This window comes from Pseudomonas siliginis, from assembly GCF_024072275.1.
Lineage (GTDB): Bacteria > Pseudomonadota > Gammaproteobacteria > Pseudomonadales > Pseudomonadaceae > Aquipseudomonas > Aquipseudomonas siliginis.
In genome coordinates this window covers 1,961,948-1,974,961 of the sequence record NZ_CP099598.1, presented here as the reverse complement: position 1 = coordinate 1,974,961, position 13,014 = coordinate 1,961,948, and the positions used below count along the sequence as shown (strand labels likewise).

Sequence of the window (13,014 nt, the reverse complement as noted above, 5' to 3'; positions counted from 1 at the left end):
GCCTTGAACACAATGATCAGCGCAGCTTGACCGCAGTTCCGGTGACGAACACCACGACCATGCCGCCCTTGCCTGCCGGCATGCTGATCTCGAAGTCCACGCCGACCACCGCGTCAGCCTGCAATGCCCGCGCTCGATCTTTCAGTTCGTCGGTGGCCTGAATGCGTGCTTCTTTAAGAGCCCGCTCCAACGTCTGCGAGCGCCCGCCAAAGAAGTCGCGCATGCCGGCGAACATATCGCGGATCACGTTGACGCCCTGCACAGACTCGGCGCTGACGATGTCCAGATAGGCCGTGATCTGCCGCCCCTCGACGGAATGAGTGGTGGAAATGATCATGAAAGTCGTCCCTTTACTGCATAAGTGAAGGCAGCGATTGTAACGCGGCACCAGATCTGGCCCGTGCCTCAATTGGATTTAACGACCCACAATTGATCCAGCTTCGTCGTAAAACTCGAACTCATCATCTCCCGCCGCATGCCCCAGGCCGGATCCGCCGGCACACTCCCCGCTCGCAACGTTCCATGCGCCCAGCGCTGATTGATCTGGTCCAGCACGCCCATTACCCTCTCCGCCGCTTGAGGTTGGGACTGTGCAAACAGGTCTTCGGTAAATTCTCCGGGCTGTCGCAGATCCATCAACAGCACCTCAGCCTTGCTGTACTTGAACCCCGGCCGGAACAATCGATCGATCGCTTCGCTCGCCACCTTGCTCAGCAATCGCACATCATTGGTCGGATAAGGCAACTCGATCAGCGCGCCATTGGCGTACTTCGCCTCTTCCGGATTGAACATGCCGGTGCGGATACTCACGCGGATCTTTTTGCACAGCGAACTCTGCGCACGCAGCTTTTCCGCCGCTCGATGCACATAAGTAGCAACGGCTTCCTTGATCGGCTCGATGGTAGTCAAACGGTTGCCAAACATGCGGCTGCTGCAAATTTCCTGCTTCGGCGGTTCTGTTTCCGACAGTTCCAGACAGGATGTGCCGCCCAATTCGCGCGCGGTCTTCTCGATCACCACGCTGAACTTGCGCCGCAGTGTCCACGGATCGGCCTTCGCCAGGTCCATCGCACTTCTGATTTGCATGCTTTCCAGATGAGCTTTCATCCGCCGTCCGACGCCCCACACTTCACCGACATCGGTATTGCGCAGCACCCAGTCGCGTTTGGACGGATCGCAGATGTCGACCACGCCGCCGGTATGCGCTTGCAGGCGCTTCGCAGTGTGGTTGGCGAGCTTGGCCAGCGTTTTCGTGGGGGCGATGCCGACGCCGACCGGGATGCCGGTGCGCTTATAAACAGCAGAGCGAATGGTTCGGCCAAAACCTGTCAGGTCCCCAGGAATGCCGCTGAGATCGGCGAACGCCTCATCAATGCTGTAAACCTCGACCGCCGGCACCATGGACTCGATGATCGTCATCACCCGTTCGCTCATGTCGCCGTACAACGCGTAATTACTGCTGAACACCTGAATGCCGTGGCGGCGCAGATCATCACAAATCTGAAAGTACGGCGCGCCCATTTTCACAAAAGGTTTGGCATCGTAGCTGCGCGCGATCACGCAGCCATCGTTGTTGCTCAGCACGACAATCGGCGTCTTCGCCAGATCGGGCCGGAACACTCGCTCACAGCTGGCATAGAAGCTGTTGCAATCGATCAGCGCGAAAACCTGCTCACGATTTGCCATGGTCGCGCACGCTGTAAGTGACCACACCCCAGATCACCAGCTCATCCCCTTCCATCACGTAGCGTGGCGGGTATTTGCTGTTGGCCGAAAGAAGGATGATGGTGTTGTCGCGCATGTGCAGGCGCTTGCAGACAGGTTCGGAGTTGAGACCGGCGATGACGATATCGCCGTGCTCGGCAGTCAGGCTGCGGTCGACGATCACCAGATCACCGCAAAATATCCCGGCGTCCTGCATGCTCTCGCCTTCGATCTTCGCCAGATAAACGTGCGGCGCACGAATATCAAAAACCTCGTCCAGAGAGATGTGCTTTTCAATGTGATCAGCCGCCGGCGAAGGAAAACCGGCGGGAATCCGAAACGAATACAGCGCAAGCTGTTCGCCCGCGCCTGACAAAGGGCCGAGGATGGTGACGCTCATGATACGAACCTGATAGTGAGTTTACTGTATGCGCATACAGTAAACTCGGGACGGTTCGGGGGGTCAACGAGGCGTGTAGGAGATTTCGACGGGTGACAGGGTTTTGTATAGCTTTGGAGAGAGAATGATCACCAAAACACATTTCATGGATGCCGAGCACCAACGGTCCCATATGACCATTTTCCAGACACCAAAAACCACAAACCCCCGACTTTCTCTAGGAAAATCAGGGGTTTGTGTTTACTGAATGTGGCGGTGAAGGAGAGATTCGAACTCTCGATACAGTTTCCTGTATACACACTTTCCAGGCGTGCTCCTTAAGCCACTCGGACACTTCACCGTATCTCTGCAGACATGTTCTGTCTGTCGAGGCGCGCTAATGTAGTCGAAAGCTTTTCCGATGGCAAACTTTTTTTCAGAATTTTCATGCGCTTAAGAGAGGCCGCTGCGTTCAGCCAGAGCGGACGATGGCAAACCCGCCAATCTCGGGTAAGCCGTGCGCTTCCTTTATAGAAGGCAACACGCGCGCAGCGCTGGCCAAAGCGCAAAACAGTGACTGGCAGGTCAGTCACGGCGCTTTACCTGGCTTGCGGCGGTGGGTAACGTCTGCCCATCTTTCTAATAAGGAATAGCGTCATGAGCGAGTTGATTGCCTACCACCTCGAAGACGGTATCGCGACCCTGACCCTGAACAATGGCAAGGTCAACGCGATTTCTCCGGATGTGATTGCGGCGTTTAACGCGGCGCTGGATCAGGCGGTGGCGGATCGCGCGGTGGTGATCATTACCGGGCAGCCGGGGATTCTTTCGGGTGGTTATGACCTGAAGGTGATGACGGCCGGCCCGAAAGAGGCCGTTGCGCTGGTGACGGCCGGTTCGACCCTGGCGCGCCGCCTGCTCTCTCACCCGTTCCCGGTGATCGTTGCTTGCCCGGGGCACGCCGTGGCCAAGGGTGCTTTCCTGCTGTTGTCCGCCGATTACCGCATCGGTGTGGACGGCCCGTTCAGCATCGGTCTCAATGAAGTGCAAATCGGCATGACCATGCACCACGCCGGTATTGAGCTGGCACGCGACCGCTTGCGGCGTTCGGCTTTCCATCGTTCGGTGATCAATGGCGAGATGTTCGATCCGCAAAGTGCCGTTGATGCGGGCTTCCTCGACAAAGTCGTCACTGCCGAAGAATTGCAGGGCGCCGCGCTGGCTGCCGCGCGTCAGTTGAAGAAGATCAACATGCTGGCGCACAAGAACACCAAGCTCAAAGTGCGCAAGCAACTGCTGGACACTCTCGACGACGCGATCCTGCAGGATCAGCAACATCTGGGCTGACTCGTCCAAAATCTGCCGGTAAGAGAATAGCCCGACCTTGGTCGGGCTTTTTCTTACGTTCAGCGTTGAAGATTCGCTGAAAGCTCTAGGACGCGCCTGACAGGCAATGCTGAAACATGCGCTTAAACATCGGCCATCTCCGGACTCTATAGCGGCAATTGCCGAAAACAGTGCACATCCGTACACTGCGCCACCTTTTGTCCCGGTGGGCCTGCAAAAATGCTGTTTGTGTTTCGTATGTTGTTGATGGGCCTGCACTTTATTCTGGCCGGCGTGCTGGGCGTGATCCTTGGATTGTGCCGCCCGTTCAACCCGGACAACAGCCGACTCTGCGCCCGCCTCTACGCTTTGCCGGCGATGTGTATCTTGCGTTTGCGGGTCAGGTCCGAGGTCAACGGCTTGATGAACAAGCCCGACAGTTGCGTGATCATTGCCAACCATCAGTCCAACTACGATCTGTTCGTGTTCGGCAATGTCGTCCCCCGCCGCACCGTGTGTATCGGCAAGAAAAGCCTGAAGTGGGTGCCGTTGTTCGGCCAGTTGTTCTGGCTGGCCGGCAATGTGTTGATCGACCGTGGCAATGCGCACAAGGCGCGGCAGTCGATGCTGACGACGACCCACACCTTGCAGAACGAAGACACCTCGATCTGGGTATTCCCGGAGGGCACCCGCAACCTCGGTGAAGATTTGTTGCCGTTCAAGAAAGGTGCGTTCCAGATGGCGATTGCCGCTGGCGTGCCGATCGTTCCGGTGTGCGTGAGCAGCTATATAAAGCACATGCGCCTGAATCGCTGGCGCAGTGGCAACGTTCTCATACGTTCCTTGCCGGCGATTCCTACAGTCGGATTGACCATGGACGACATGCCCATGCTCATCGAGCGATGCCGCGAGCAGATGCGCGAGTGCATCGAATCGATGGATCGGCAACTGCAAGCCGCGTGAAACCAAACCCGCCCCGTGCGGGTTTTCTTTTGCCGGGTGAACTGTAGAAGTTTCACTGACTCTCAAGCAGCGACACGGCTAAGCTGAAGCCTAGTTTCCCTGCCATCTGCCAAGAAGAAGTGAATCACCACCATGGGTCGAGTTGTTGCTGCTGCGGTGTACAGCGAGGGTAAGAAAGTCACCAATATTGCGCTGGACGAAGGTGCTGCCTGGGCCGCCAAACCCGGCCACTTCGTCTGGATCGGTCTGGAAGAACCGGACGCACAGGAATTATCCAACCTGCAACGACAGTTCAACCTGCATGAACTGGCCATCGAAGACGCGCTGGAAAAACACAGCCGACCAAAACTGGAAACCTTTGGCGACGCTCTGTTTATCGTCACCTACTCACCGGTTCGCGAAAACGGCGTTTTGCAATTCATCGAAACGCATATCTTCGCCGGCAGGGGTTACATCATTACCGCACGCAACGGCCATTCCGCGTCGTACGCCTATGTGCGTCAACGCTGTGAAGCGCGTCCGCTGTTGCTCGAGCACGGAGAGGATTTCGTCCTCTATGCGCTGCTCGATTTCGTCATCGAGAACTATCAGCCGGTGGGCGAAACGATCCACGCCGAGATCGATGAGCTGGAGCGCAACGTCTTGTGTAGCGCCCTCAACGAGCGCGACATTCAAAAGCTGCACGGTCTGCGCCGCGATGTGGTGCGCTTGCGTCGGTACGCGGCACCGATGGTGGAGATCGGCGAGGAGCTGCAAAAGCTCAGTTTCCCGTTCATCGACAAGAACATGCGCCCGTACTTTCGCGATGTGCAGATTCATGTAACGCGGCAGATGGAAGACCTGACCACGCTGGCGGACATTGCCAGCCAGACCATCGAGATTGGCGTGTTGCTTGAGGCATCACGGCAGAGCGTGGTGCAACGCAAGTTTGCAGCGTGGGCGGCGATTCTGGCGTTCCCGACAGCGGTGGCGGGGATCTACGGAATGAATTTCCAGAACATGCCGGAATTGACCTGGCACTACGGTTATTTTGCAGTGCTGGGGTTTATTGCGGTGGGGTGTGTGAGTTTGTGGGCGAGCTTCAAGCGGTCCGGGTGGCTGTAGCCGGGACCGCGTTGCCCCGGAGATTCGCGAGCAGGCTCGCTCCCACAGGGATTGTGGGAGCAGGCCCTTTTAGCGTTGAGCCGTTTCTGGTTTGTGCGCCACGAACCGCATCATCCACTCCGCAACCGTAGCGCCATGATGTTCCTGCTCTAGGCTCGCAACCCCCTTGCTGTAGATCTGCGAGCCCAGCGCTTCCTGGCGCAGGTCGAGCAGCGCGCGCGAGTAATCGTGAATGAATTCCGGGTGACCCTGGAAGCACAGCACTTGATCGTTGATGTGATACGCCGCGAACGGGCAGAAATCGCTGGACGCGATGACCGTGGCGTTTTCCGGTAGCTCGGTTACCTGATCCTGGTGACTGATCAGCAGTGTCAGCTCTTCGCGTACCGGGCTCATCCACGGCGCCTTGGCTGCCAGCTTGTAATTGTGAGTACCGACGCCCCAACCCTGAGAGGCCCGCTCGCTCTTGCCGCCAAGCAGCAGCGCCAGCAATTGATGACCGAAACACACGCCGAGCAATTTGTCGCCGCGTTCGTAGCGATTCAGAAGATAGGTCTTGAGGGTCTGAATCCACGGATCCGTGCCGAACGAATCTGCCTTGCTGCCAGTGACCAGATACGCATCGAAAGCCTCGTCGTCGCTTGGGTAATTCCCCTTCACCACGTTATAGACAGTGAAATCAGCGGCGATCGGTTGTTGCGAGAACAGCCGCTGAAACATGTGCCCATAGCCCTGATATTGGTCAATCAATTCGGGCCGCAGGATGTCGGTTTCGAGAATGCAGATGCGCAGCGACATAAAAAATACCTGACACGTGATGGGAATAATGAACACCCAGAGCCTGCCCTGAAACACCCGGCCAAGGCAAGCCCCGAAATGCTCGCTCGCCCTAGAACATTTCACCTTTCGCCGCTTTGTCCAGCAGCAGCGCTGGCGGGGTAAAACGTTCGCCGTATTGCTCGGCCAGATACTGCGCGCGGGCGATGAAGTCCTTCAGGCCATACTGGTTGATGAACTGCAGCGCCCCGCCGGTCCACGCGGCGAAACCGATGCCGAAGATAGAACCGACGTTGGCATCCGCCGTCGAGGTCAGCACGCCCTCCTCCACACAGCGCACGGTTTCGATGGCCTGCACAAACAACAGCCGATCACGCACATCCTTCGCAGAGATCTGTCCGTCGGCCTTCTCGAAGCGCGTTTTCAGCTCCGGCCACAAATGCTTCTGCGCGCCCGCTGGATACTCATAAAAACCGCCTCCGGCAGCTTTGCCCGGTCGCTTGAATTCATTGAGCATCAAGTCAATCACGGCGAAGGCCGGGTGCTCAATCAGCGGTTTGCCTTCTGCCTGCAAGTCCTTGGCCGTCTGCTGACGGATATGGCTCATCAGGCTGAGGGAAACTTCATCGGAGATGGCCAGCGGCCCGACCGGCATCCCGGCCTTGCGCGCTTCGGTCTCGATCATCGGCGCACTGACACCCTCGCCGAGCATGGCGATGCCCTCGTTGGTGAATGTGCCGAAAACCCGCGAGGTAAAGAAGCCGCGACTGTCATTGACCACGATCGGAGTTTTCTTGATTTGCAGAACGAAGTCGAAACCGCGAGCGAGAGTTTCGTCGCTGGTCTGCGCGCCCTTGATGATTTCCACCAGCGGCATTTTTTCCACCGGACTGAAGAAATGCAGGCCGATGAATTTGCTTTGATCGGGCACGGCCGTCGCCAGGCCGGTGATCGGCAGGGTCGATGTGTTGGAGGCGATGACAGCGTCGCCACCCACCACCTGTTGCGCGGCGGCAGATACCTTGGCTTTGAGCTGGCGATCCTCGAACACCGCTTCGATGATCAGATCGCAACCGGCCAGATCGGCATCGCTTTCGCTCGCAACGATGCGCGCCAGCACCGCCTCGCGCTGCTCGACAGTCAGCTGGCCACGGGCAACTTTTTTATCCAGCAGCGAAGCTGAATGCGCCTTACCTTTCTCGGCAGCAGCGAGATTGATGTCCTTGAGGACGACTTCGATACCGGCCGAAGCGCTGACAAACGCGATGCCCGCGCCCATCATTCCGGCGCCGAGCACACCGACTTTCCGGGTTTTATAGGGCGCAAAACCTTGCGGCCTGGAACCGCCGGCGTTGATTTCGTTCAACTGGAACCAGAACGTGCCGATCAGGTTTTTCGAAATCTGCCCGGTCGTCAGCTCGGTGAAGTAGCGGGTTTCGATCAGGTGCGCGGTGTCGAAATCGACCTGAGCGCCCTCCACCGCCGCGCATAGAATCTTCTCCGGCGCCGGCAGGGTGCCTTGAGTTTTCGCGCGCAGGATCGACGGCGCAATCGCCAGCATCTGCGCCACTTTCGGGCTCGATGGCGTGCCGCCAGGAATCTGGTAGCCCTTCACGTCCCAGCGCTGCACTGCCGCCGGATTGGCGAGAATCCACGCGCGCGCCTTGGCCAGCAGCTCATCGCGATTCGCTGCCAGTTCATCAATCAGCCCGGCCTGCAACGCCTGTTGCGGGCGCACCTTCTTGCCTTCAAGCAAGTACGGCAGGGCTTTTTCGATACCGAGCATGCGCACCATGCGCACCACCCCGCCGCCGCCCGGCAACAGGCCCAGCGTCACCTCCGGCAAACCGAGTTGCACCGAGGCATCATCCACAGCGATGCGATGGTGGCAGGCCAGACAGATCTCCCAGCCGCCGCCCAACGCAGCGCCGTTGATCGCCGCGACCACCGGTTTGCCGAGGGTTTCCAGGCTGCGCAATTGCGCCTTGAGGGTCAGCACCATGTCGTAGAAGGCTTTGGCTTCGGGCTTGCCAACCTTGATCAATTCATTGAGGTCGCCGCCGGCAAAAAAGGTTTTCTTCGCCGAGGTGATGATCACTCCGGCGATGCTGTCCTTCTCCGCTGACAAACGAGCAACGCAAGCGGCCATGGCCTCGCGATTCACGGCGTTCATGGTGTTGGCGCTCTGGCCCGGCATGTCCATGGTCAGCACGACGATAGCGTCCTGGCCTTTTTCGTAACGAATGGCTTCGCTCATAACAGGGTTCCTTGAAGTCGGGGCTCAGAGGCGTTCGATGATGGTGGCAATGCCCATGCCTCCGCCGACACACAGCGTCGCCAGGCCGTAGCGCAAGTTGCGCGCTTCCAGTTCATCAAGCAGGGTGCCGAGGATCGCGCAACCGGTGGCGCCCAGCGGGTGGCCCATGGCGATCGAGCCGCCGTTGACGTTGACCATGCCCGGGTCGACGGCCATGTCCTTGATGAATTTCAACACCACCGAAGCAAACGCTTCGTTGACCTCGAACAGATCGATGTCCTCCACGCGCAGTCCGGCCTTGGCCAAGGCTTTGCGGGTCGCCGGCGCTGGGCCGGTGAGCATGATGGTCGGATCTGTGCTGGTGACGGCCGTGGCGACGATACGCGCGCGTGGCTGCAGCCCCAGCGCGCGGCCCTTGGCTTCGGAGCCGATGAGCATCAGCGCCGCACCGTCGACAATTCCGGAACTGTTGCCCGGCGTGTGCACGTGGTTGATCCGCTCGACATGGCTGTAGACCCGCAACGCCGTGGCGTCGAAGCCCATTTGCCCGATCATTTCGAAACTCGGCTTGAGCTTGCCCAGGCCCTCGAGGGTAGACTCGGCGCGGATGAACTCATCGTGGTCAAGCAGGATGATGCCGTTCTGATCCTGCACCGGCACCAGCGACTTGTTGAACGAGCCGTCGGCCCGCGCTCGTGCGGCTTTTTGCTGGGAGTGCAGTGCGTAGGCATCGACATCCTGCCGGCTGAAGCCTTCGAGGGTGGCGATCAGATCGGCGCCGACGCCTTGCGGAGTGAAATGGCTGTGCAGGTTGGTCTGCGGGTCCAGTGCCCAGGCGCCGCCATCGCTGCCCATTGGCACCCGCGACATCGACTCGACGCCGCCAACCACCACCAGATCCTCGAAACCCGAGCGCACTTTCATCGCGCCAAGATTCACCGCTTCCAGACCCGAAGCGCAGAAACGGTTGATCTGCACACCGGCGACGCTGACGTCCCAGTCGGCCACTTGCACCGCCGTCTTGGCGATGTCCGAACCTTGATCGCCGATCGGCGTGACGCAGCCAAGGACGACGTCATCGACCTGACTGGTATCCAGCGCGGTGCGCGCCTGCAAAGCGCTCAGCAAACCGGCCACCAGGTTGACCGGCTTCACGCTGTGCAGCGCGCCATCGGCCTTGCCTTTGCCACGCGGAGTGCGTAACGCATCGAAAATCAAAGCTTCAGTCATGACGTCCTCGAACCTGATTCATTGTCGCTTCACTTTCGCCCTGCGCAGCCTGGCAAGCAATGACCACATTGCTCAAAGCGCTTGACGCACGCGCTCAGACGGACGGTCATCGGACCTCAGGTGAACCGGTTCAGGTCGTCGAGTTGTCTAGCCAGCGGGCGGCAAAGAAGCTGGCAATACGCCTCATGCCGTTTTAAAAGCTTTTTTCAAGATCCCCATATGAAATGGATCTAAGCGAAGGGTGACGCGGGCTCTAAGGTGAACATGTACGCCATCGTCGTCGGGTTTTGCCGAGACGGGCGTGCTTCAACAGGAAGTGCAACGCGTGCCGTCAGGGAAATGCAGTCAGGCACGCATCAGGAAATAACAATAAAGGCGGTCAAGCCATGTTCAAACAACCGAAAGTACGTCAAGCAGGACTCATTCTTTTCGCCACGACGCTGTTGTTGATCTTGCCGAATCTGACCAAGGTCATCGGCTGATTCAAACGTCGCGTGCTGTATGTCGCCATTGAAAATGTGACTGGCCCGCTACCCGGGCCAGCGCGGTTGTGCCAACCTTTGCGCACTACCACGACATGGACGGCGATCATTTGAAAACCCTCATTGCGCTCGGTGCCTTGCTACTGAGCTTGCCCTTGGCTGCCGCACAACTGGATCTGCAGTTGGGCGCAAACAGCCGCACCTGGCAGACCGAAGAGCTGCTCAAACATCCTCAGCTGCAAACTCTCACGATCAACAATGATGTTTCCTACAAGAAGGACATGACTTATCAGGCTGTGCCTCTGGCCGCATTGCTGAAGGGGGTCAAGCCGGAGGATCACTTGCAAGCGGTGGCGCTGGACGGCTTTGCCGCAGAGCTGGCCGCTGCGCCCTTGCTGAACAAGGACGGCGCGCGGGCATGGCTGGCGATCGAGGATCCGGCGCAGCCGTGGCCACCGCTGTCAGCCGGCAAGCACAGCGCCGGGCCGTTCTATCTGGTCTGGACCGATCCGCAGGCGGGCAATATAAGCCCCGAGCAGTGGCCGTTCGAAGTCGCCAGTATCAAGCTGATGGCGCCGGTGGCCCAACGCTTTCCTGCCCTGCTGCCCGATCCTGCCTTGAAGGCCGATGATCCGGTGAACCAGGGTTTTGCCCTGTTTCAAAAAAACTGCCTGGCCTGTCACCGGTTGAATGGTGCCGGAGACGCGCAGTTCGGTCCGGATCTGAATATTCCGTATAGCCCGACCGAGTATTTCGGGGCGGATTTCTTGAAGCGCTACATCCGCGATCCGCAGAGTTTGCGTCAGTGGCCGCAGGCGAAGATGCCGGGGTTTTCTGCTGAGGTATTGCCGGATACAGATCTTGAAATGCTGGTGGGCTATCTCAAGCACATGGCCGGGCGCAAAGTTAAGCCGTAAGCCTTAGGGTGTTATTACTGGCCTCTTCGCTGGCAAGCCAGCTCCCACAGGGTATGCGCAGAGTTCGAATCAGCGGTCATCCTGTGGGAGCTGGCTTGCCAGCGATAGCGGTATCCCGAATCTATTGTTGCTGCACGGAAATAACCGGTGTCGGCGAGACGAACACCTTCGCATGCATCTGCTCGCAGCCACCGCCCCGGCGCATGCCACGGACCGGGCAGGCATCGAGATAATCCAGGCCCACCGCCAGCTTCAGGTGTCGCTCCGGGCGCGCCAGCTGGTTGGTCACGTCGAAGCTGTACCAAGCGTCATCCAGCCACGCTTCCGCCCAGGCATGACTGGCGAGATGCTCGCAATCTTCGCTGTACAGATAACCCGACACGTAACGCGACGGCACGCCGAGACTGCGCGCGCAGGCTAGAAAGGCGTGGGCATGATCCTGACAGACCCCGGCCCGACCGGCGAAAGCTTCGGCGGCGCTGGTGTCGACTTCGGTGGAGCCCGGCGTGTAGCTCATGTGCTGATTCAGACCGTGCATCAAGTCGATCAGCGCGGTGCGATCACGCCGTTGCTTGCAGTTCTTCGCGGCAAACTCGCGCAAGGCTTCGTCGGCTTCGGTCAGGCGCGTGAAGCGCAGGAACGGCAGCGCCGACTGGCTCTCATGTTCGGCCTCGCGCAATTCGTCGATATCGACCTGACCCCGGGCGCCAATGATGATCGCTTCGTGGGGCTCGTCCATGGTCAGCACATGCAGGATGTTGCCAAACGGATCGAGCTGCGCACGCACCGGACGCGGCAGGTCGAGTTGCCAACTGAGGACATGCTGACGCTCGCTGTCGTGGGGTGTCAGGCGCAGGTACTGGATGCTCGCGCGCACCTGATCTTCGTAGTGATAGGTGGTCTCGTGGCTTATGGAAAGTCTCATGCAGCCTCCAGATAGGAACTGTGAATGGCGTTGCCCAACTGGCGCACCAGCGGGATGAATTCGGTCAGCCAGGCGTGCAGGCCTTCTTCGAGAATTTCGTTGATGCCGGTGTAACGCAGGCGCGCGTCCATTTCCGCCGCCAGGCGTTGTGCCGGGCGGCCGTTGGCGCCGGGCAGTTGCGCGAGGATCTGGTCAATCTCTTCTGTACAGGCACGCAGCGAACGCGGCACATCGGCGCGCAACAGCAGCAATTCGGCGACATGCCGGGCGCCGGGCGCGTCGCGGTAGATTTCGGTGTAGGCCTCGAATGAGGACAAGGCGCGCAGCAGCGCACTCCATTGGTAATAGGCGTGCGCCGTGCCGTCGCTGACTGCTTCGGCCTGATCGCCGGCCATTTCGTAACGGGCATCAAGCAGGCGCAGCGTGTTGTCCGCGCGCTCGATAAACGTGCCCAGACGAATAAAGCGAAACGCGTCGTTGCGCATGATCGTGCCGTATGAGGCGCCACGAAACAGGTGCGAACGTTCCTTGATCCATTCGCAAAACCGGCTCATGCCATAACGACTCAGGCCCTGCTCGGCGATGCCACGAATTTCCAGCCAGGTCGCATTGATGTTTTCCCACATGTCGGCAGTGATTCGCCCGCGCACGGCATGGGCACTGGCCCGCGCAGCGCCGAGGCAGCTGTAGATGCTCGCCGGGTTGGCCGCGTCCAGTGCGAAGAAATGCAGCAGGCGCTCTGCGTGCAGGTCGCCGTGGCGTTCAAGGTAATCGTCCAGGGTGCCGGTGATCAGCAACGGCATGGCGAGTTCATGCAGACCATCGCCGCGCCCGTCCTGCGGCATCAGCGACAGCGAATAACTGATGTCGAGCATGCGCGCGAGATTCTCCGCACGCTCCAGGTAACGCGACATCCAGTACAGATCCGAGGCAGTTCTACTTAACATGGC

The 13,014-nt window shown here is 59.2% G+C and carries 12 protein-coding genes and 1 tRNA gene; 4 read left to right on the top strand and 9 right to left on the bottom strand.

What is annotated here, in order from left to right:
* Positions 1 to 16: 16 nt before the first annotated feature.
* The 4 genes from NF676_RS09400 to NF676_RS09385 all read right to left on the bottom strand — a co-directional run bounded on the left by NF676_RS09400 (position 17) and on the right by NF676_RS09385 (position 2,444).
* A complete protein-coding gene (locus tag NF676_RS09400; protein WP_016773801.1) occupies positions 17 to 337 on the bottom strand; it encodes a YbjQ family protein in 321 nt (106 codons plus the stop codon).
* A gap of 68 nt (positions 338 to 405) precedes the next feature.
* Positions 406 to 1,686: a Y-family DNA polymerase gene (locus NF676_RS09395; protein WP_252887595.1), complete on the bottom strand. Its 1,281-nt coding sequence runs from the start codon at positions 1,684 to 1,686 to the stop codon at positions 406 to 408.
* Positions 1,673 to 2,104 carry a LexA family protein gene (locus tag NF676_RS09390; RefSeq protein ID WP_095180825.1) on the bottom strand — a complete coding sequence of 144 codons (432 nt, stop codon included), beginning with the start codon at positions 2,102 to 2,104 and terminating at the stop codon, positions 1,673 to 1,675. The genes NF676_RS09395 and NF676_RS09390 overlap by 14 nt, the downstream gene beginning before the upstream one ends.
* Before the next feature lie 250 nt (positions 2,105 to 2,354).
* Positions 2,355 to 2,444: transfer RNA gene (locus NF676_RS09385), tRNA-Ser, on the bottom strand.
* A gap of 296 nt (positions 2,445 to 2,740) precedes the next feature.
* On the opposite strand from NF676_RS09385, the gene NF676_RS09380 reads away from it, so the two are divergent.
* The 3 genes from NF676_RS09380 (at position 2,741) to NF676_RS09370 (ending at position 5,476) form a co-directional block, all read left to right on the top strand.
* Positions 2,741 to 3,430, top strand: coding sequence for a crotonase/enoyl-CoA hydratase family protein (locus NF676_RS09380; RefSeq protein ID WP_252883434.1), 690 nt, complete (start codon positions 2,741 to 2,743; stop codon positions 3,428 to 3,430).
* A 219-nt stretch (positions 3,431 to 3,649) separates the two neighbouring features.
* Positions 3,650 to 4,372 (top strand): 1-acylglycerol-3-phosphate O-acyltransferase, encoded by a 723-nt coding sequence (locus NF676_RS09375; protein ID WP_024012238.1) that lies wholly within the window; start codon positions 3,650 to 3,652, stop codon positions 4,370 to 4,372.
* 132 nt (positions 4,373 to 4,504) lie between these two features.
* Complete coding sequence (locus NF676_RS09370) at positions 4,505 to 5,476, top strand: magnesium and cobalt transport protein CorA (protein WP_252887594.1); 972 nt, start codon at positions 4,505 to 4,507, stop codon at positions 5,474 to 5,476.
* Between the two features lie 69 nt (positions 5,477 to 5,545).
* Here the strand turns inward: NF676_RS09370 and NF676_RS09365 are convergent, their stop codons facing one another.
* The 3 genes from NF676_RS09365 to NF676_RS09355 all read right to left on the bottom strand — a co-directional run bounded on the left by NF676_RS09365 (position 5,546) and on the right by NF676_RS09355 (position 9,740).
* On the bottom strand, positions 5,546 to 6,274 hold the full coding sequence (locus tag NF676_RS09365; RefSeq protein WP_252877749.1) for an amidotransferase: 729 nt from the start codon (positions 6,272 to 6,274) through the stop codon (positions 5,546 to 5,548).
* Positions 6,275 to 6,365: 91 nt separating this feature from the next.
* On the bottom strand, positions 6,366 to 8,510 hold the full coding sequence (locus NF676_RS09360; RefSeq protein WP_252887593.1) for a 3-hydroxyacyl-CoA dehydrogenase NAD-binding domain-containing protein: 2,145 nt from the start codon (positions 8,508 to 8,510) through the stop codon (positions 6,366 to 6,368).
* 24 nt (positions 8,511 to 8,534) lie between these two features.
* Positions 8,535 to 9,740, bottom strand: coding sequence for an acetyl-CoA C-acetyltransferase (locus NF676_RS09355; RefSeq protein WP_252887592.1), 1,206 nt, complete (start codon positions 9,738 to 9,740; stop codon positions 8,535 to 8,537).
* A gap of 577 nt (positions 9,741 to 10,317) precedes the next feature.
* Here NF676_RS09355 and NF676_RS09350 point away from each other — a divergent pair.
* A complete protein-coding gene (locus tag NF676_RS09350; protein WP_252887954.1) occupies positions 10,318 to 11,139 on the top strand; it encodes a c-type cytochrome in 822 nt (273 codons plus the stop codon).
* A 121-nt stretch (positions 11,140 to 11,260) separates the two neighbouring features.
* On the opposite strand, the gene NF676_RS09345 is transcribed toward NF676_RS09350, so the two are convergent.
* Positions 11,261 to 12,064: a transglutaminase family protein gene (locus NF676_RS09345; RefSeq protein WP_056784068.1), complete on the bottom strand. Its 804-nt coding sequence runs from the start codon at positions 12,062 to 12,064 to the stop codon at positions 11,261 to 11,263.
* Entirely contained in the window at positions 12,061 to 13,011 is a 951-nt protein-coding gene (locus tag NF676_RS09340) for an alpha-E domain-containing protein (RefSeq protein ID WP_016773788.1), read from the bottom strand. Before NF676_RS09340 ends, NF676_RS09345 begins: the two co-directional genes overlap by 4 nt.
* Positions 13,012 to 13,014: the final 3 nt, after the last annotated feature.